This window comes from Legionella cincinnatiensis (assembly GCF_900452415.1).
Taxonomy (GTDB): domain Bacteria; phylum Pseudomonadota; class Gammaproteobacteria; order Legionellales; family Legionellaceae; genus Legionella; species Legionella cincinnatiensis.
Map to the genome: position 1 here is coordinate 1,203,586 of NZ_UGNX01000001.1, position 20,688 is coordinate 1,224,273.

Here is a 20,688-nt window from a genome sequence, read left to right on the forward strand (position 1 = left end):
TTAATGGGAGTTGCGTATAAGCGAACATGGATTTACTTCCTCCCGTTCGGGCTGAGGAAGCGCGTAGCGCTGTCTCGAAGCCTAGCACAAATGTTCAAGTTGCGTGCTAAGGCTTGGAGATGGCATAAATGCCTCCTCAGCCTGAACGGGTTGAGACAGAAGCTGGATCCCAATAGATTCTTTATCCGCAACTCACGTTCACTTAATGGGAGTTGCGGATAAGCGAACATGGATTTATTTCCTCTCGTTCAGGCTGAGGAAGCGCGTAAGCGCTGTCTCGAAGCCTAGCACAAATGTTCAAGTTGCGTGCTAAGGCTTGGAGACGGCATAAATGCCTCCTCAGCCTGAACGGGTTGAGACAGAAGCTGGATCCCAATAGATTCTTTATCCGCAACTCACGTTCACTTAATGGGAGTTGCGGATAAGCGAACATGGATTTACTTCCTCCCGTTCGGGCTGAGGAAGCGCGTAGCGCTGTCTCGAAGCCTAGCACAAATGTTCAAGTTGCGTGCTAAGGCTTGGAGACGGCATAAATGCCTCCTCAGCCTGAACGGGTTGAGACAGAAGCTGGATCCCAATAGATTCTTTATCCGCAACTCACGTTCACTTAATGGGAGTTGCGGATAAGCGAACATGGATTTACTTCCTCCCGTTCGGGCTGAGGAAGCGCGTAAGCGCTGTCTCGAAGCCTAGCACAAATGTTCAAGTTGCGTGCTAAGGCTTGGAGATGGCATAAATGCCTCCTCAGCCTGAACGGGTTGAGACAGAAGCTGGATCCCAATAGATTCTTTATCCGCAACTCACGTTCACTTAATGGGAGTTGCGGATAAGCGAACATGGATTTATTTCCTCTCGTTTGGGCTGAGGAAGCGCATAAGCGCTGTCTCGAAGCCTAGCACAAATGTTCAAGTTGCGTGCTAAGGCTTGGAGACGGCATAAATGCCTCCTCAGCCTGAACGGGTTGAGACAGAAGCTGGATCCCAATAGATTCTTTATCCGCAACTCACGTTCACTTAATGGGAGTTGCGGATAAGCGAACATGGATTTATTTCCTCTCGTTTGGGCTGAGGAAGCGCGTAAGCGCTGTCTCGAAGCCTAGCACAAATGTTCAAGTTGCGTGCTAAGGCTTGGAGACGGCATAAATGCCTCCTCAGCCTGAACGGGTTGAGACAGAAGCTGGATCCCAATAGAATTCTTTATCCGCAACTCACGTTCACTTAATGGGAGTTGCGTATAAGCGAACATGGATTTACTTCCTCCCGTTCGGGCTGAGGAAGCGCGTAGCGCTGTCTCGAAGCCTAGCACAAATGTTCAAGTTGCGTGCTAAGGCTTGGAGATGGCATAAATGCCTCCTCAGCCTGAACGGGTTGAGACAGAAGCTGGATCCCAATAGATTCTTTATCCGCAACTCACGTTCACTTAATGGGAGTTGCGTATAAGCGAACATGGATTTATTTCCTCCCGTTTGGGCTGAGGAAGCGCGTAAGCGCTGTCTCGAAGCCTAGCACAAATGTTCAAGTTGCGTGCTAAGCTTGGAGACGGCATAAATGCCTCCTCAGCCTGAACGGGTTGAGACAGAAGCTGGATCTCAATGGATTCTTTATCCGAAACTTCCGTTTCTTATGATGCCGAAAAAAGGCACACTAAGAGTGGGTCTTTTAAATGTTGCATAACTTTTACTGTTTTTGCCAGTTTGAATAAAAATTTGGGTATAATAAAGTTTCCCCTGCTTGTCACGAGCCACACCAATACCCGTCAAATTATAATAACCAACAATATTTTTTTTATGCCCCGGGCTTCGTAACCATTGTCTTACCACTTCTTGAGCACTTTTGTAGTTATAAGCAACATTCTCAGCACCTCCGCCTGTGTTTTTAATTTGTGTGCGTAGGGTGGTAATCCGTTTTCCAAAGTCTTTATGGCCAAAAGGCATGCGATGGTTGGCCATATCCAATGAATGTTGTTTGGCTTGAATTACAATACGATTATCCATAGTAAGTTTAGATAATCCATGTTGTTGCCTGTATTCATTAATGTAGAATAAAACAGAATTTTGGATGGCTGTATCACTTTCACCGTTTTTTGATACAGGTTTCGCATAAATACAAGACAAGAAACTAAAAAAAATAGAACTCAAGATAATGATTTTAGTTTTTAAAGACATAATATTTTCTCTTTAACGGGATTATGGATAAGGGTTTTATTAGAACCAGAGTCTACCTAGGTTGAAATAATGACTAAAATACAGTCAATTGTCTAGAGCTAGCAAGATAGAAATAAAACCAAGTAGATCTTTATTGATCCATTGTGTTTCATAATATTGTTTTAATTTAAGGCGTTAAGTTGGTAATAGCATCATGCAGATCTTCGACTTCGCCTGAATAATGAAAGTAAATTCGTTTTTTTGTACAATCTATGAGACATAAGGCTTCTTGAGGTTGATCACCAAATTGTTTAAATACCCAAAATAGGCCATCATGATGTTGGCTTTCTATTTCTTTTAATAAATCCACCATTCTATCTCCTTCTAACGCAGAATGAGGACAATTTAAACCTGATGTACCGTGAGTTATTTTATAGGCATAATGTTTTTCTTTCATGATCGTACTCCCTAATTCGATAGAGAAAATTGAGTCCATTTTGATTAAATTATAGTCCAGGGTAAGGAGAAGCCGTAATCTAAAAGGAGATTTATTATTGCAGGGTTAGATCTTATTTTTTATAGATTAACGGATAGTCCAACTAATATGGCGTGTAATGTAGGTATATTTGATAATTGTTCTTTTTTATTGTGAGTATCTAAATGAAGATTAGGACCATTGCCGCTAAATATTCCCTGATACAATAAGCTTAAACTAGCCAGAGCCGTAATTGGATAACCAACACCTGCTTGTATTTCACCTGCGAGTTGTGAAATGTCATTTAATGGAACACGAGAATCTCGCCAGTGACGGTAAGCAAGCCCTCCTTTTAATTGAGCAAAAAAGTCACTATTGCCCAAAGGATCGCTTTTGGTTGTGATTAATAAATCTAAGGTAGGAGAAAGAGTGGTTTGCATCGGAATCCATTTTCGTAATGCTTGAAATGTTTCTCTTTGCATGTCCAATTTTATTCGAGTACCGGTTTGTAGCCCTAATTCCAAGCCTAAGGCAATATTGCCTGCGAGCATCAGTTCGTTAGCGAGTGCTAGCCTTCCTATAGCAGTACTTTTATCGCTAGAATTTACTTGGTAATTGCCAGCACCTGCACTTGCAGAAACAGACCATGGCTGATCTTGAGATGTTTCTTTAGGGAAATAATTGCCAGCGATTACATTAAATGATAATAAAATTCCTATTATAATTAATTTCATTTGCCATATCCCTAAATGAACTGTTCATAATCATACTTTGCAGGTTACAAATTAAAGTGTGTTACTTCTATCACTGCAAAGTACCTGGGAATGTTAGACATAAAGGCAGTAGATTCTCGCCATAATATCAACTACTTTATTCAGTAAGAGTTCAGCTCCTCAGGAAACGACCCTATTGAGTACATCTTACGAGAAAATATCTCTAAAAACTACCCACCACATTGATTTTTAGAGAGATTTTTTTACAATATGTACTTATCTCTGGCCATCAGTGCACTATCAAGCATGAGTCTGACTTATTACCTTTTTAATCTGGCGGAGAGAGAGGGATTCGAACCCTCGATACGTTGCCGTATACACACTTTCCAGGCGTGCGCCTTCGACCGCTCGGCCATCTCTCCCAATCGGGCAAGCTTATACAGGTCAGATGATAAAATCAACCCTTGTTTTATTTAAACACATAACTTTTAGATGATATTGTATATACTATTAGGTAAGGGGTTCCAAAGATGATTACCATTTTCTAGTATGAATCTTAAATTTTTTTGAGAAAAAAATGATTAATCGCTCTCCACATAAAGGATTTTAACATGTCAGTACGAATTTTTCTTGTCGTCTTAAGCCTTATTTCAGCCAATTCACTATGGGCTATTACCTGTTACTTTACTCTAGCCAAAGATAATTGTTGGAATAAATATACGGTAACAGTAGATGTTATGGATGCAGTAACGGCTAAAGTTTTAACTACTGTAATAATACCTCCTGGGAAGCTTTGGATGCGTCAAACTTTTCCCTGTCAACCGAAAGAGAAATTAATGTATCGGGCTCAGTTTTCACCTACGATATGGGAAAGCGGAAAAGGTGAAATTTATTATGCTAAAAATTATTGGTCTTTGCCCAATGAAATTAATCCCGGTGATTCAGCGTGGAATGTTTCTGTATGTTATCCTTCTGATTTTTCACAAATCCCACTTCCTCCTGAAGCCACTGGATCATGTAAGTGTGATTTTGATAGTATTCCGGTAATACCACCCAAAAAGATATAAATCACATTAATCTAAAAATGGACTAACTTTTTAGGATTCTTTTTCCTTTATAAGTTGTGAGGGATAAATTTATGATTACTTTAAGAAATAAAATTGGTCAAATGTTAATTATGGGATTTGATGGATGTGTTCTTCATGATCAAAGCCCCATGGCTGAATGGCTTTCTTCTGATGGATTGGGTGGTGTTTTATTATTTGATCAAGAAGCATCTACAGCATTGTATGGAAAGAATTTAAAAAATTTAACCCAAATAAAACAGCTGACTCATTCACTTAATGGCTATTATTCCGAAATAAGCTACAAAAATAATGGATTACCTCTATTAATTGCCATAGATTATGAAGGGGGAGCTGTCGATCGTTTGTCCAGAATCGAGGAATGTCCGCCCACCATAAGTGCCTATGATATGGCACATTTGTCTCCCGAAGCATTGCAGGCGGAATTGATTCAAATGGCATTAACTTTAAAATCTTTGGGTTTTAATCTTAATTTTGCTCCGGTTGTAGATTTAAATTTACAGGAAGAACAAGGTATTATTGGTGCCTTACATCGTAGTTTTTCGGCTATTCCTGAACGAGTAATTGGCTTTGCGAAACAATTTGTTGATGTTTTTTCTCATCACGGTATTGCATGTTGTTATAAGCATTTCCCAGGTCATGGAAGTGCGCTTGGTGATACTCATAAGGGATTTGTTGATGTTACGAATACATTTCAAAGAGAAGAGTTAGAGCCTTATTACGCATTGGTAGGTGATGCGCACCAACCTACAATGATTATGACAGCACATGTGGTCAATAAGCATTTGAACAGTCAGGGATTACCCGCTACTTTATCTTACGAGATCTTAACAGGCCTATTGCGTCAGTCTATGTGTTATAATGGGGTAGTTGTTGCTGATGATTTACAAATGCAGGCAATCACTGATCATTATTCGCTTGAGGATGCTTTATGCCTGACAATCAATGCAGGTGCTGATATGATCATTTTTGCAAATCAATTAGCTAAGATAACAGCGCCTGAAATAATTGAAGTCATAGAACATTTAGTTCTTGAGCAAAAAATAGAATATCAACGTATTGAAGATGCATACCGACGGATTATCCGTTTAAAACAACAAATTAATTGTATCGAATTAGTTGACTAATTACTTAAAACATGTAAGCTCTTGACGAATAATTAAGGCATGTTAGAATATAGTTCTTATTGTATATATTTTGGACCTTTATAAGGGTTTCTATGTTAATTCCGTCTTATCATATGGCTCATCATTCGACCCTCTCTCATTTTAAACTTATTTGTTGTTGTTGCTGATCTCATTTTCTTTTGTTCCTTTTATTTTTTTCGTTTAGTTTTTAAGGATTTTAAATATGTGTGCAGCACATCAGCAACAGAAAAAATTCATTTTTAGTACTCCTTTAATTTATGCTTTGATGATTGGTTTGGGCATTGCTAGTGGGATGTCAGATATCAGCATTTTAAAAGAGACTGGATTATTGGTTTCCGATTTGTTTATTAAACTCTTTAAATGCATCAGTTTACCGATTATTTCTTTATCGATAATTGTTACTTTGGCAAATTATAAGACCGATGGGTTTATGAAAAAAATTTGGAAGCGAACAATTACGTATACTTTTTCGACAACTCTGGTGGCGGCAATGATCAGTTGCTTGCTCTATATTGTCATTCATCCTAGCTCTGTTCAGGTCAATTTGGACCCTCATGAGGTGAAATCGGCAAGCAGCCTAGGATATGTGGGGTACTTAGCAAATATCATCCCCACTAACTTATTAGCTCCATTTTTAGAACAGCAAGTCATGGGGGTATTATTCTTAAGTATTATTATTGGCATTGCAGTGCGTCAAATACCTGATGAAGACTCTCGCGACATAATGGCACGGTTTTTTCGAGGGGCGCATGGAATGTTTTTGGTGATGACCCGTTGGATTATTGCCGTTATTCCTTTAGGACTGTTTGGTTTTATTACTTCTACAGTGGTTCAATTACGTTCTGGTATGGATATTAAAGGCATAGGTGAATACTTATTGATTGTTGTTTTTGCTAATTTAATTCAAGGTTTTATCATATTGCCTTTATGGTTGAAGAAGAACAAAATCCAGCCTTTTACAGCAATGCGTTCTATGCTACCTGCATTATCAGTTGCTTTTTTCTCTAAGTCTTCAGTGGGTACGTTACCCGTGACTATGAGTACCATAGAAAAGAATCTGCAGGTTAAGCCATCAATCAGTCGTTTCGTGTTACCGTTATGCACCAGTATCAATATGAATGGTTGTGCGGCTTTTATTTTTGCTACCGTGATTTATTTAATGCAAAACCATGGTATGCCAATTTCTTATAGTACAATGGGATTATGGGTTATCATTGCTACTGTTGCGGCCATTGGTAATGCCGGTGTGCCTATGGGATGTTTTTTCCTAAGCGTTAGCTTGTTATCGAGTATGAATGTTCCAATTGTACTTATGGGGGTTATTTTACCTTTCTACGGTTTAATTGATATGCTAGAGACCTCTTTAAATGTTTGGTCTGATGCCTGTGTCACTAAGATTGTCAATGATAAAGCAATTGTAGATGCGCAAGATGAATTAAAGCCCAGAAAAGTATCTGCATATGAGCCAGAGCTGGGTTAAAAAGAATATTTTTGAGGGACGTGAGAAAGGAAAGATGCATATACCTACGTCTCTCAAGATTTAAGGTGTCGTTTAATTTAAAATTTTAAGGAATAAAATGAAAAAGTTATACGCAATTGTAAGTCCTGCATATACTGCAGTTGGCGATAGTCTTAAAGATTTATCCTCTTTTGTAATTAACCCCTTTCATCAAATTTTGTATGAGCAAGTTTGTGGCTATTCATTAGGCCATGAAGTTATATTTTTTGATAATCTAGAAGATGCTCAAAAAAATATGGATGTTGGTATTCGAGGTTCAAAAACGGATTCTAAAGCCACAGCTCAAAAGGCGATTATTGAGCTAGAGGCTGATGATGAAGAAAAAATAACAGGAGTTTGCAAGCTGCATACTGCTAAGGTTCGTAAGCTCTATGAGCAAGCAGAGCAAGAGCGCTTTTTCACAGCAGTTCGTATTCCTGTTTGGGAAGAACAAGCAGTTGATGCTGCGAAAGACCTCACTGAAGGAGCACTAGAAGAGTTAAACAAACAGTACCAAGAGAGTAAAAAAACCGCAACAAACTCAAGTATCGTAAAAAACGAAGTCTGAAAATAATAAAGCAAGTCGAGACTCTTAGGAAGAATCATTTGGTTTGCTTTTATCGTGTAGATGATGGATTTCACTAGCTCCTGTAAATGATTCAACTCATATAATGACGTTGGATCATTTAATATGAGCAAGAAATTTCATTGTTGAAGGTTCCCCACACAACAAGTAAATTTACTATTTAATTTGTAATAAATTTGTTTTACTATAGGGCTGATGTACTTTTTTTAAAATTAAGGAGTAAATTTATTATGAAAAGAACAAGCTTTTTTAATAAAGAATTACCAAAAAAGTTATCTCCAGAGAGTTTGAGACGTGCTGAGGAGTTTGATAGGCGTGAAAGTGGCGTTGATTATGAGAGAAATAAAGTAGATCATAAAAAACTAACTGCATCCATGGAGCAGCGCAGCAAAGAACAAGAATGTAACCAAGAGTGTTACGAAGAAAGACAGCTTAGTTGTAAGTAATATTTAGCTGTTAGGGTGTGAAGGTTGTATTTGATGTATCTTTCGCTTCCTAATCGCGTTTTACTTACTGATAAAACATAAGTGTCTACGCCTCATGTATCGAAAGGATGCATTTGGCGCATTTTTCGATACATGAGATGTGCTCTATTTTTCTTCGGTAGTATTGATGATATTCAATAATTATTGGACATGCTTCACTTCAAAATTCGAGACTTTTGAAAGAACGCTACTCTTTGTGAAAACAGGAGGATCCCCCAATAACTCGTCAAACGATAAGATGTAGTTTTTGAACATTGCATAGGCTCGGTATTTTTATTTTAATTGAAGTGAAGATGCCGATGATTCTTTATTTAGATCGAGTGATTTTTGGTCGATATTAGGATAATTATCTGCTAATTGAAGCAATGTCTTTTTCCCAAAACACTTTACCAAGTCTAATGTGAGCGCTGTTAAGTTAGATCCTCGAGTAAAACGATGACCATTTACAGAGACTTCTTTATTTTGTTGTTGCAGCACTGTAACAATTTCATTTGGAATACTCTCAATGAAGTTGGAATTAGAGTCAATATACTGATCAATAAATTTTTTCAAGCAGGTTACTGAATTTGTATCATCAAGCATATCGGTTTGCGCTATATTTTTTTCTTTTAATAGTTGTATTGTCACAATTGTGGTAGCAAGCAATAACCCATTTAACTCAATATCCAATTCTAAAGTTCTTAATGCATTTCGATTTAAAATGTTGATACTGTCACTTTCAATGTCAGAGCCATAAAAAATTTGCTTTTTGCCTTCAAGAATTTGCGTAAGAAGGCTCTTATGAAAACTATAAAACTCATGAAATGTATTTGCTAAATCGTGTAGATTATATTGGTTTGTCAAAATCAAGGGATTTCGCTCGAACATCATCCCCCATGTTTTGATATTAAAGTCATTGAGTGTATCCGATCCATATGCCCATTTATCACGATTAGCTACACCAACAGCCACATTATAAATAGTCTCCCTTTCTTGATCGGTAATCTTTAAACTATGTGTGCTAATAATTCGCGTCATTATTTTATCAAATTCTTCTTTATCGCTGTAATTGCTGAAAGGAATTGTACAATATATTGCCATAAGTATTGGTAGGATCAATTTTTTATCGACTCCTAACTTCAATAGCTCAATCTCAGCAGCCAAACAACTTACTTCCTCAACAACTTTAGTGCTGGTCTTTTTAATAAGTGTTGCGCTTAATGGAGCAGCGATAGGGTTAACCTGATAAGAACCAGCTTCTTGGGTAGCATAGGGTAATAACGCCTCATGATAACGGCCTTTGCGATGAATCACATCGTGATAAAATGCTCCAATAATTCCTTGGGCCACAGCCAGCTTCTCATTCTCAGGAATGAGGGAGGCAAATTGATTTGTTAATTGTTCAAATTCTTCTTTATTTTTTGAAAAGGGCTCACCGCGGCTAATAAGTTTGCAATAAGCCTGTTCGGCTGATTTAGGAATCAACTGGCGTGGATGCCCTAAGCCTCGATGAAAAAAACGAGCTTCATCATCATAACATGATTTCATTTGGGTAAAACATAAAGCTGCGTCAGATTGCTTGATTTCTGGTTGTAATGCATTTAATGCCCACACGAAAATAACTTCATCAATCAAGGAATTCCCTGTTTCCGAAATAGGTTGATCAGAGAAAAGTGAAAATTTACTTATAAATTGTGTAATTAGCATAACTACCTTAGAAATAGAACATTTATTGTGCAAATAAAATATTATACATGATCTTTTAATAATCACAATGAGTATTTGTTAAATTATTTGCACATTAAATAATATTATAATTCTCGCTTCACCTTACCCACTAGTACTTTTATAAGGCTGTACAAAATAGTCTACTCGGACTAATTTCGTGGTCTCATAGTAGTAGGAGAATTTGTTTCTTCTTGCTTTTTTTCTCCATTTTTCAGCTGTTTTGACAGCTTTAGATGGTTTATTTTATTTTCTTCAGCAACATACCCATCATCATGACGATCATATTCTTTTTCAATTTTTTCAAATTGTTCTTTTTTATCGTCACTTAATTTATTTTTTGACTTTGGGTTTATCTTGTCGAATAAAGTTCTCATTATTATCTCCTTCTAATTCAGTTATGTTACTTATGATGAGTGCCTCTATGGCCACGTCGTCTGTGTTCGTGTTCTTCTCCGTGTTCCTCATCCTCTCCTAGATGAGGTTCATGACGCTTGTCTTTTTGTTTACCACTCTCTTTAAATATTGTAAATTGAGTTCCTTTTTTAATGGATGGTTTGTCTTCTTCATAGCGAATCTTGAGAAAACCCATTTCTTCGAGTTTTTCATGGTACGACTCATCTAGTTTATCTTGGGGTAGCATATACAGATCACGTGAGCAAGTTGCGGTAACATCTATATTACCCTTGGCTAAAAACTCACTAAATAGTTTTTTATCATAAATAGTAATTGATCTGCTTCCTAAATCTGCAGTCATTATTCGTTTAGGGGTAACTCCTCTAGGTACATTAGTATCAAAAAGAATAATTTCTGCATTTTTACCCATAGCTCCTTGTAAGTCTTTAAAGAAATTTTTACTGACTTGTCTATGTTTTGATAAATTATAAGACGTTGGCACAAATCGTCCATCTCCTTGACCGCGACTAAATGCACGTTCGACAGAGATTTCAGGGGGAACAGTCACCACTGTGAGCAATAATTTACCGGAGTTGGCCATGCCAAGATCCATGCGTTCCTTAGACATGTTAACGCCGTCGATAAGAATATGGGGTCCAACACCTTCATTTACTTTCTTTTGCAAACGGCTGTAGGCCAAATCAGTTAATAGTCCAGCCTCATGATTATTTAAGGTACCAGAAAACTCTCTACGCTCACCAGTGATATGAGGATGGCTTATCATGAGTCTATGGGTATCGGTATTCACTTTTACTGTATTATCCCATTCTATCTCCAAATTTTCTTCAGCCATTGTGGCAACTGTTGCTACTGCGGAACCTTTACCACAAGCAGGTGCTCCAGCCATCATAAATGTAACACGCTCATCAGGTTCAGGTATGTCTAAACGTTCGAATTCACATTCATCAACCGCCTCAGAGATGAGTGGTTCAACCTCATGCTCAAAAAATCTATTGCTCATTTCTTGATAAGCGCGATCTGCGATTATTCTCTTGGCAACTTCAGCGATTGCCTCTTCTGGATCTTTCAGGATGATTTCTTTAGGATTTGTTGAATTAGGAAGTAGATTTTCTTTTCCATAAAGAGCTACAAGATCCTTTTCTAATTCATCGTGTGGTATTGGCTTTGATATATAACGTATATGATTACCAAGAATATATTCACCACTTTTATAACGCTGCTGAATTGTGCTAAGAACTTCTGCATACTGCTCCGCATATTCCGCTTCTCCTTGGGAAGCGAGTTCTGCTAAATTTCTAGAGTCACGAATGAATTCTTCCTGGTTTTGATTTAGCCATGTGTTAAATTTTGTACCATGAACTTTAGATCCTTTTAATGTTCGATATACATCACGCACTTTTTCTACAATATCTTCATCAGTATCTGTTTTTAGTTCTGTTTCAGCATAAACTATAGTGTGAAATAAATTCAGTCGCGTCAGAGGATAGGTGATTAATTTTTGAACATCAGGGGCTCCAATAGCACTAGCCAACTCAGCTACTTCATATCCACCTCGTAAACAATGGTGTAAGTTAGTAAAATTAGCATCTTCTGGGATAACATATTTATCTTCATCTTTACTTTTTGACCCCATTGTTTCCAAATGTTGGCCTAATGTTACTGAAGGAACACTCCAGGCATTATCACACGTGATTTCGCGATAATCTTGCGGAAAGAATGAGGATTTATAATGACGTAACCAACGCTCCCATTCTTTCACTTTTCTTGTTGTAAGTTCTTTTGTTTCAAAAGCAGAATGTTCTTTTTTGTTTATAACAATATTCGTTGTTGGAACTACATCAAAGTTAAAATAATTTCTTCGATCCATCATAGGCATTGATTTAGGGGGAATTCCTGCGGCCATAAACACAAAATTAGCCATTAAGGCAGAAGTTTTACCGCAGCCATCAGCAAGAAAGTGATCTGTTAAATTCACACGGTATTCACACCAGGCAGCTAACTCAATTGCGGCCTGTTCTCTTTTTTTAGGATCTTTAATTCTTTTTATGTCCTGTAATTTATTGAAAAATTGTCTAGAAAAATCATCTAGTTGAGATTCTAAATCTTTAACGCGAGTATAAACCTTAAATTTTTCGCTATCATGAGTTCGTTTCCAATCACCGTCCACAATGCCATCACTCATAATAGTGGCAATGTCACCTAAGAATTGCTTTACATCTTCATGTGATTTGAGTAAATTTTCATCAGCCACCTTAAATGCAAGATTCATTGCTTCGTTATAATTGCCTTCAATCATCTGGACAATTTCTGCTTTTGTCTTAGTAATCAAATTAGTAACATCTAGACGAGCCATTTTTTCGTTGTCTTTTAAGATGTTGATTTCATCAGTTGTTAATTCCAAAGCTTCATAAACATCCTTACACAGAGGTGGCACTACCTTTGGATCTAAGCCGTTCTCCTTTAATTTTTTTTGGAGAGATAGTGGAATAACACTTTCAGCTGCAGATACATCTATGGTTCCAGTAATTACAGTACGACTTAACGCCCGCATATTATCAAGACCTATTCGCTTATAGGCTCCAAGCTCTCGAGTTTTATCTATTAAAGGTAAAGTTTCATCAGCGCTAAGTTTTGTTGCCAGTAAGGCAAAGTTAGTAAGTAATACAGATAATTCAGTTTGTTTATCGTTAACTACTATATCATGACCATGAATAATTTTATGTTCAATGTATTTGGCTAACTCTAAGGCTTTTTCTATTTTTTTTTCTTTTTCCCCTGTATTATTAATCTCATATATATCTATCAATAATTGGGTAGAAAAATCAGAGACTGCTTCTGACTCCATTGACAAATCAATATCAATATTTGATGCAATTTCTGCAATTAATTGATGCATCGTTTCAGGATCATATATGATCCCCTCTCCTATTGCTTCGGCTGCTTCATCGAGTTTATCCATTGCCTTATTAAATGTTTCTTGGTCAGTTAATGTATAACTCTGTCTACTATTCTCAAGAACACTGTTCCAGCCAGCAGATTTAAATCTTTCAATTTCTAAGCGAGTACGCATTATAGTCTCTCCTGTTGAGATTTAGGCAAAATATATACACACAGTATAGCAAATACTCGCAAATTAAAAATTAACGCAATATTAAGAAGCAAATTTTATGCGATTGGTCATTAATCATGCTTCATTGATGGGAAATCAAAAACGGTTAATGCATTTAGGAACTCTTTTTACCGTCGCATCAGTAGTTTGGAAAAGTCTTTTAAAATTCAATTATCTATATGAGGAATCAGCTCTTTACAGTGTCTCATCATTCTTTGATCTTCTGGCGGCAATGTCCAATAATCTCCATATTGTTGAATGAGAAATGTTTCGGCATTTTTAGGAATATTAAATTCTTTTGTTTCAAATGTAATGCGTTGTAGGGGATATATTTCGTCATGTTTTATCAAATTACTTCCGACACAATTATAACCACGCCCTATATAAGGGCTTTTACTTGTGTTGGCTTGGCAGATAATTTTATTTAAGAAAAATTCAAGTAAAGATTTAGGTAACAGAGAGGCTATAATTTTATAAAGGATTGGATAATGTCCTATTTTCACTCGGCTGTATTTAGTGCTTAACAAACGTGAAATTTTTTTTGCATAAAATTTATAACGCTTTCGTTGTCTGGGATCTACAGGCATGTTGTCATAGACAAAAACATCAATAAAAATCCCTTGCACGTAAGGTTCATTACCCTTTTCATGTTTTTCAATAAAACGACTGCACCGATCTCTTATTTTCAGTGGCGTGGCCATATTAAAATAGCCAGGATCGCTGTGTATTGTTTGGAGCCACATAAAGTCTGGAATTTCTGTGGGAGCAATACGTAAAAATTTTTCGTAGCTTGCACGAGGCATGGCAATATCTACGTCATCATCCCATGGGATAAAACCTTGATGTCGCACAGCTCCTAGAAGGGTACCTGCATCAAGCCAATAGTCCAAATTATGCTTAAGACAAATAGAATCAATGACCTCGAGCATTGCGAGCATTTTTAATTGTGCTTGCCTTAATCGACCATCACGAAATGCAGTATCTGCAGAATATGGGTTTATTTGCTGTGCAAATGTCATAAATTATTTTCTTCATTACCAATGACAATAGGGAATATATTAGCAAAATAATTTAAAATCATTAACAGAGAGTATTAATAAATCTCTGTACATGACAAAAAAAACTGTCATGCCCGCGCAGGCGGGCAACCATTTTAGATTTGGCACTGAAGTAAATTAAGATACCCCTCTGACATCCAATGAAAATCATATAATCTCGAGCGCCCAAAGAAGGTTATATGGAGTGTATCAGCGAGTTGAAAGATAGTTTGAACGTGCATTTTGGCTGGAACAAGGCAAGAATGACCTGTTTTGTAAATATGTTGCTTGCATTGCTTGCTACCCGTACAGTAAATTTAAGTAAATTAGCCTGTATTGTGTTTGGTGAAGCACTTCCATCTTCACGGTATCGCAGAATTCAACGATTTTTTTCTAAATTTCCTCTGGATTACCAACAAATAGCTGGTTTTATTTTTAAATTGTTTTTTGTGAGTGGTGGCCAATGGTATTTAAGCATGGATAGAACCAATTGGCGTTGGGGAAAATCAGACATTAATATTTTAATGCTCGGCATTGTTTTTAAAGGAACGGCCATCCCCATTTACTGGATGCTTCTAGATAAGAGGGGTAATTCTGATACCCCGGAGAGAATAACGCTGCTCCAGATGTTCATTTTAAAAAGCTGGTTATGCTTCTGGCTATAGCATTTCCATGGGCTCATCGTACTGGGGAGTGGCAGAATGAGCAAAAACCAATAAAGATAAAAAAACATGGCAGACCTGCCGTTAGTCTATTTCGTTATGGTCTGGATTTTCTTTGTGATTCCATCGTTCGATTAGCCTACAAAACGACTAACTTGCAAAAGGCTCTAAAAATTCTAAACACCATGCCATCGCCCATTTGAGCCTGAGCGCTTATAATATTTTTGCTGATAATAGTTGGATCTCTTATGGAAAATAACAGAGTTCCGGAAGAAATTAAGTTTTTAGCAACCAACCAGAGATGAAAAATAATATTATGTTTACATATTAGCCAGTAAAAAATATGGAACTCTTTATACCGGTGTAACAAGCAACTTCGTACAACGTATTTGGCAACACAAAGAAGGCTTAGCTGAAGGATTCACCAAGAAATATCATGTTCATCACTTGGTTTATTATGAAATTCACACGGATGTTTATGAAGCAATAACCAGAGAAAAACGCATCAAAAAATGGAACCGACAATGGAAAATAAACCTGATTGAGCAAAACAATCCTCACTGGCTTGACCTTGACATCAAATTATTTTGAAGGATGGTTGCCCGCCTGCGCGGGCATGACAGTTTTTTTGTCATGTACAGAGTTAATAAATTTTATAACTTAGGGTACGACGAAGAGTAATCATTGATTTATCGAAAATTAAATACGAAAATGCACTCAACCTTGCTGGCAATTTGTGCTCCTCGCCTACGTCTGGTGTTTTATGCGCGGGTTCCAAACGGTGTGAATCTATTGAACCAATATTAGGTTCTTGCAAAACTGGATGTTGCGCGTAAAACACGACACGTGGAATCAATTGCCAACAGATTCTAATGTAAATTTTTTGAATTTTTTATTTAAAATGAGTCGCTTATGCCAGATGAATTAAATCGTTATTATCTGCAAACTATGGGTATCGATCTGTGGACACTGCGTCAATCTAATTCTTGTCAAAAAGACCTATCCTCATTAGCAAAAGAAGTGGCATCATGCACCCGATGTCCGCTGCATAAAACACGTACCCAAACAGTGTTTTATCGTGGTCATGAGACAGCTAAGTTAATGATTATTGGCGAAGCTCCAGGTTTTTATGAAGATCAGCAAGGTTTACCTTTTGTAGGGAAGGCAGGAGGTTTATTAAATCAAATGCTGCAAAGTATTGAGATGGCGGAAAAAGATGTCTATATTGCTAATGTTTTAAAATGCAGACCCCCTAATAATCGTGATCCCCATTTGGATGAAATCGCTCAATGCAGTTCTTTTTTGGTTCGCCAAATTGAACTTATTAAACCCCATCTGATTTTGGCTTTAGGGCGATTTGCGGGGCAATTTTTACTCAACAAGCCTCTTTCCTTGAAACAACTACGTAATACAATACATCGTTATCATAATGTTCCCTTTATCGTGAGTTACCATCCTGCTTATCTTTTGCGTAATCCAGCCGATAAGAAAAAGACATATATTGATCTACTGGCTGTAAAAAGATTTCTTTCAGGACAATGACCTGAAAAAAGCGAGTATTTTTGAATATTCACTGCCTTATTTGTTACGTATTTTTACGCATTGATTCATATTTTTCCTAATTTTATAATGGAAGTCAATAAAGCTAATGAGCTTGGTACATAACCAAGAGAGCCTATAAAGGAGAGAGATGATGAGTCAACATACACGTATTTTTATTATCGGTCTTCCAGGTGCGGGTAAAGGTTTATTTGGAAAACTACTGGCCGAAAAACTAGGATGGCAATTTATCGATGCTGATCTGGGTATGGAATATTATGTTGGGCGTCCCTTAGATGAGGTTTTAGGTAAAAAAGGACAAGAAGATTTTTATCAATGCCAATTAGAGATATTAACGGCACTTCAATCTAAAGAGCATATTGTAGTAGCAACAGATGCAAGTATCGTTTGTTCTGAGAATATTCGTCAACTTTTGTCTACAGAATTCGTGGTATTTTTACAAGTGAGTACTACAGTGCAATTGATGCGTATTTCACGTAATCCTGCACCATTATTGCCTCATACTGATCTTAACGCTTTTTTTGATAAACTTCATGTTCAACGTGATAACTTATTTGCAAACTTAGCCACTGTAACGTTAGATACTGATGATAATGCATTGGAGCACCATTTATTAAAGATTTTCAACCTGATTGCTGAATCTAAAAAGCCAGAGTCTCAAACGATTAAATTAAATGAGAAAGATTTAGTGCTTTTTCATAAGCTAACGCATCTTCCTGTGTATTTAACAGAACAACAAGCGGTGTGTCTTAGACTACTCGCTCAAGGTAAAAGCTCAAAGGAAATTGCCCGTGATATCAGTATTTCTTATCGTACTGTGGAAGGGATGTTATCTAAAACAATGGAATTATTGGGTTGTACTTCAAGTAAAGAACTAATTGTATTATATCATGACAAGCCTTAAGCATATTAAGTAATAGTTTTTGGTTATAATACGAACAAATGGTTTTTAAAAATAATTTTTTGATATAAAATTGGCTAATTTGTTTCACCTACCAGTCTCATATACCTCATTGTAAATCTATTTTACGCTTTTAAACGAAAGGTATTTAGCAGGAGAAGTTATAATGTACAGTAAACACAGCCAATTTTTCCAAAATCGAAAAGAGAAATTACCTCCAGACATTCAATTTTTTAATGTAATAAAAACACCAGCAGCTATCCATGAATTGTATCGAGGTTTTGATAATCTTGCTTCTGTTATTTTTAGTTTGCCTACTTTACTTACGGGTATTTTTGGTAAAACCTATCCTGAAATGATTACTATGGAACAGATTAAACTGCATAAATTGACTAATTTATCCAATGATTTTCATATGGTTAGTATGTCTGAAGATTTTGAAGTTGCATTTGATTGGGGAAATAAGTGTTTTATTACAATTGATCCCACGCTTTTTCGAAGTTTTGCTGTAGATATTCATGAAACATATCGCAAAAATGATCTCAATCTTCCTGGGCGGATGGAACGTGAAAAAGAGCATGTTGCTTTAGCGGTTCTTTCTTGCAGTATCAAAAAAATAACGATTCACAATAAGGAAATTGATAATCCTTTTTACTTAGCAATTTCTGAGGATAATCAAGAAGCAATAAAAGCATTCCATGACATTTACGGTCCGTTTGTGTCACTTTTAAGAAATAAATACACGAAAGAACTGGATGTTGACGAGGAGAAATTAGCACTTCGAGAACATGTGGCAGCGTATCTTCAGTTTTATGATAAATACAGCGGGGGTAATAATCCTTTTAACAAAACGTACCAAGAATTGGTGGAACTTTATCCTGATTTTATGGAATATTTTTTCCAATTAAATCCCCACCAGCCTAAATCCGATTTAATAAAAAATCAGGCGATGGCTTCTTCTGACAACCTATTTAAAGAACATTATTATACGAAATCAATTGATGCGTCCTTTATCTCTAGAGCTAAAGAAGCTACAACATGTTATGACGATGAATGGGCGCGACCCTTTTATGAGTAAGTAAATTTGGGTTATTTCTTGAACGAGAATTAATTCACGCGAATTAATTCTCGTTCAAGAAATAACTCTGTCTCAGTTTTTCGATGATTTCATTTTTTAATTGAATCGTTAGCGTTGTAATTTAGAGGAAATATTTTGTTTTTTCGATAATTTTTGTTAATTTTTATGAAGTTCGTGTTAGATGTTTCATGAGTTTATTCCGGAAAGTGGGTTTTATAAGAATGAGTGACTTCTTTTTCTTCAATTTCAGGGCCAACAAATTTTTTTAATGATCGAAAAAAAGCGAAATGGCTGTTAGAGGCAATTAACCTGTGCACTTTATGCGTTAATTGAGAATCTGTATTCATAATACTGCCTCTATCTTCAACAGGAATAGTGCATATTTCTAGTTCAATTTTGTGCGCTTTATTTTTCAACTTGCTCATACAACTCGTTTTTATCCGAACGTTATGAAGAATAGACTTTATAGATTCTACTGCTTGTTGATCCTTTAAAATAGTTTCTAAATGTATTTTTAACTTCTCAAGTTCTTCTGAATTAATACTAGTATGTATCAATTCTATTTTCTCATTTACAAAATTTTCCATATATTCATCATTATCTCCGAAGCTACATCTCTCGATTTGGTTTAAAAGATAAATATTTTCTGTTTTAAGCCTATTTATGAGACTTAATACTTCTTCTTTTTGGTGTATTAAAGACTCGATATGACTCAATTGAACTTCAGCTTCTTTAAGCGAAGGCCGTGCTTCAGGCTCATCTTGAACCAAGCTTTCGATTAATTTCTGTAGTTCTATACCCTCATTGGTCTGAAAAATAGGATAAATGAAATCATATTGTGACGCGTCAGTGATTTCATATAATTTCTCTTCCCTACATCCTGTGACATATTGATATAGATTTTTTCCCAGCATGAACGCATACATTTTATCTACTGAAATGAAGTTTTTTTGGGGTTGTATCAGTAGAGTTAAGATTTCTGGAGGACTTAAATAAGAGGTTCGTAAGAGGGAGTTCGCCATATTTTTAGTAATTTTACCGTCGCTACATGGAGCAAAGGACTTATTATCGGAAATTACTAATTCACCATTTTCACTAACCAACCAATTAGTATTCTTCATATCTGGAAATATATAGCCTTCTTGGCTAAACCTAATTAAAATGCTTAGCATTTGTTGATACATACGAAGCGCTGATTTAATACGTATCTTATCGTCAGAGTCATGTTTTTTGCTATGAGTAATAAGGTTCCCATGTGGGTAAAAGGGAATCACTGAAAGAGTCCTTGTCTCCCGGTATCTCGATATACTTAAGGTACCTGTTCGTGTTACTTCTTCCTGTATGAGTGTATCTTTCACGGACGAGTTCCTCATAAGATTGATAATGAGTTGTTTGGGGGTGCCCATCTGATTCTCAATTTTTAGAACATAGGGGGGATTACCGTTTTTGGGAGATAATTTGAAGTTTTTTGAATTTGCTCCTCCTAAAAAGGAAATGTCGGTATTTTTTATAAAATGATCAAACTTAGGGTTTTCCAATGGAGCATATAATGTTATTAATTTGTTAATATCAAAAAATTCTCCTCTTGATAACACATCAATTAAACGATTAACTTTTTCGGGTTCCATATCCACTAAAATTTCCGCAAACTCATTTTTTGTTGGAGAAGAGGGCTCAAGCATTCCGTATAAACTAAAAATATTGTATTTTGCAAATTCGGTTTTTAGTTTGAAAAATAGTTTTGTATGTATTTCAGTTGAAAACTCTGGACACATACTCACAAACTTATCACTGTATTTATTTTCAACGAATTGTTTATACTGCAGGATATGTTTCAGGATATCAATGGACACTTCGTCACTCTGAGTTTCATTATAAACCTGAATTAGCTGATTAATGTTTCTTATGTCTTCGTTAACATGATTAATAAAATCTATCAACTGTCTATTTGAGCTACTGATTGGGTTGAGAGAGGAAACAAAAGACAAGTTATGCATCATAAGGTAACCATAAAACTAAAAAATGAATATATTTTATTCTGGTTGGGCTGTATATTAACAAGTTATTATATTCATATGACATATAAA

Annotated in this window: 17 protein-coding genes, 1 tRNA gene and 1 pseudogene; 10 read left to right on the forward strand and 9 right to left on the reverse strand. The window is 36.3% G+C overall.

The window, feature by feature from the left end; all coding sequences use genetic code 11:
• Positions 1–1,600 precede the first annotated feature (1,600 nt).
• The 4 genes from DYH34_RS05365 to DYH34_RS05380 all read right to left on the reverse strand — a co-directional run bounded on the left by DYH34_RS05365 (position 1,601) and on the right by DYH34_RS05380 (position 3,753).
• Positions 1,601–2,164: a CAP domain-containing protein gene (locus DYH34_RS05365; protein ID WP_058465405.1), complete on the reverse strand. Its 564-nt coding sequence runs from the start codon at positions 2,162–2,164 to the stop codon at positions 1,601–1,603.
• A 166-nt stretch (positions 2,165–2,330) separates the two neighbouring features.
• Positions 2,331–2,600, reverse strand: a complete 270-nt coding sequence (locus DYH34_RS05370) for a hypothetical protein (protein WP_058465404.1) — start codon at positions 2,598–2,600, stop codon at positions 2,331–2,333.
• Positions 2,601–2,719: 119 nt separating this feature from the next.
• Entirely contained in the window at positions 2,720–3,352 is a 633-nt protein-coding gene (locus tag DYH34_RS05375) for a hypothetical protein (protein WP_058465403.1), read from the reverse strand.
• 313 nt (positions 3,353–3,665) lie between these two features.
• Positions 3,666–3,753, reverse strand: a tRNA-Ser gene (locus DYH34_RS05380).
• A gap of 189 nt (positions 3,754–3,942) precedes the next feature.
• Between DYH34_RS05380 and DYH34_RS05385 the strand changes: the two genes are divergently transcribed.
• The 5 genes from DYH34_RS05385 (at position 3,943) to DYH34_RS05405 (ending at position 8,094) form a co-directional block, all read left to right on the forward strand.
• Complete coding sequence (locus DYH34_RS05385) at positions 3,943–4,398, forward strand: hypothetical protein (protein ID WP_058465402.1); 456 nt, start codon at positions 3,943–3,945, stop codon at positions 4,396–4,398.
• Between the two features lie 71 nt (positions 4,399–4,469).
• Complete coding sequence (locus tag DYH34_RS05390) at positions 4,470–5,543, forward strand: glycoside hydrolase family 3 N-terminal domain-containing protein (protein ID WP_058465401.1); 1,074 nt, start codon at positions 4,470–4,472, stop codon at positions 5,541–5,543.
• Between the two features lie 223 nt (positions 5,544–5,766).
• Positions 5,767–7,044, forward strand: coding sequence for a dicarboxylate/amino acid:cation symporter (locus DYH34_RS05395; RefSeq protein ID WP_058465400.1), 1,278 nt, complete (start codon positions 5,767–5,769; stop codon positions 7,042–7,044).
• A gap of 97 nt (positions 7,045–7,141) precedes the next feature.
• On the forward strand, positions 7,142–7,630 hold the full coding sequence (locus DYH34_RS05400) for a hypothetical protein (protein WP_058465399.1): 489 nt from the start codon (positions 7,142–7,144) through the stop codon (positions 7,628–7,630).
• A gap of 248 nt (positions 7,631–7,878) precedes the next feature.
• On the forward strand, positions 7,879–8,094 hold the full coding sequence (locus DYH34_RS05405; protein ID WP_058465398.1) for a hypothetical protein: 216 nt from the start codon (positions 7,879–7,881) through the stop codon (positions 8,092–8,094).
• 312 nt (positions 8,095–8,406) lie between these two features.
• Here DYH34_RS05405 and DYH34_RS05410 read toward each other — a convergent pair whose 3' ends face one another.
• The 4 genes from DYH34_RS05410 to DYH34_RS05425 all read right to left on the reverse strand — a co-directional run bounded on the left by DYH34_RS05410 (position 8,407) and on the right by DYH34_RS05425 (position 14,382).
• Positions 8,407–9,819 carry a hypothetical protein gene (locus DYH34_RS05410; RefSeq protein WP_058465397.1) on the reverse strand — a complete coding sequence of 471 codons (1,413 nt, stop codon included), beginning with the start codon at positions 9,817–9,819 and terminating at the stop codon, positions 8,407–8,409.
• Positions 9,820–9,989: 170 nt separating this feature from the next.
• On the reverse strand, positions 9,990–10,214 hold the full coding sequence (locus tag DYH34_RS05415) for a hypothetical protein (protein ID WP_058465396.1): 225 nt from the start codon (positions 10,212–10,214) through the stop codon (positions 9,990–9,992).
• 26 nt (positions 10,215–10,240) lie between these two features.
• Entirely contained in the window at positions 10,241–13,324 is a 3,084-nt protein-coding gene (locus DYH34_RS05420; RefSeq protein ID WP_058465395.1) for a zeta toxin family protein, read from the reverse strand.
• Between the two features lie 206 nt (positions 13,325–13,530).
• Entirely contained in the window at positions 13,531–14,382 is an 852-nt protein-coding gene (locus tag DYH34_RS05425; RefSeq protein ID WP_058465394.1) for a LicD family protein, read from the reverse strand.
• Positions 14,383–14,600: 218 nt separating this feature from the next.
• Between DYH34_RS05425 and DYH34_RS05430 the strand changes: the two are divergent.
• The 5 genes and pseudogenes from DYH34_RS05430 to lart1 all read left to right on the forward strand — a co-directional run bounded on the left by DYH34_RS05430 (position 14,601) and on the right by lart1 (position 18,601).
• Positions 14,601–15,265 (forward strand): annotated as a pseudogene (locus DYH34_RS05430) (hypothetical protein).
• 121 nt (positions 15,266–15,386) lie between these two features.
• A complete protein-coding gene (locus tag DYH34_RS05440; RefSeq protein WP_083502775.1) occupies positions 15,387–15,653 on the forward strand; it encodes a GIY-YIG nuclease family protein in 267 nt (88 codons plus the stop codon).
• 321 nt (positions 15,654–15,974) lie between these two features.
• Positions 15,975–16,604 carry a uracil-DNA glycosylase gene (locus DYH34_RS05445; RefSeq protein ID WP_058465391.1) on the forward strand — a complete coding sequence of 210 codons (630 nt, stop codon included), beginning with the start codon at positions 15,975–15,977 and terminating at the stop codon, positions 16,602–16,604.
• Between the two features lie 151 nt (positions 16,605–16,755).
• The gene (locus DYH34_RS05450; protein WP_058465390.1) at positions 16,756–17,526 is read left to right on the forward strand and encodes a shikimate kinase; all 771 of its coding nucleotides are present in this window, start codon (positions 16,756–16,758) and stop codon (positions 17,524–17,526) included.
• A 163-nt stretch (positions 17,527–17,689) separates the two neighbouring features.
• On the forward strand, positions 17,690–18,601 hold the full coding sequence (gene lart1 / locus DYH34_RS05455; protein WP_058465389.1) for an NAD(+)--arginine ADP-ribosyltransferase Lart1: 912 nt from the start codon (positions 17,690–17,692) through the stop codon (positions 18,599–18,601).
• 194 nt (positions 18,602–18,795) lie between these two features.
• On the opposite strand, the gene DYH34_RS05460 is transcribed toward lart1, so the two are convergent.
• Positions 18,796–20,601 carry a protein kinase family protein gene (locus DYH34_RS05460; RefSeq protein ID WP_238589518.1) on the reverse strand — a complete coding sequence of 602 codons (1,806 nt, stop codon included), beginning with the start codon at positions 20,599–20,601 and terminating at the stop codon, positions 18,796–18,798.
• Positions 20,602–20,688 lie beyond the last annotated feature (87 nt).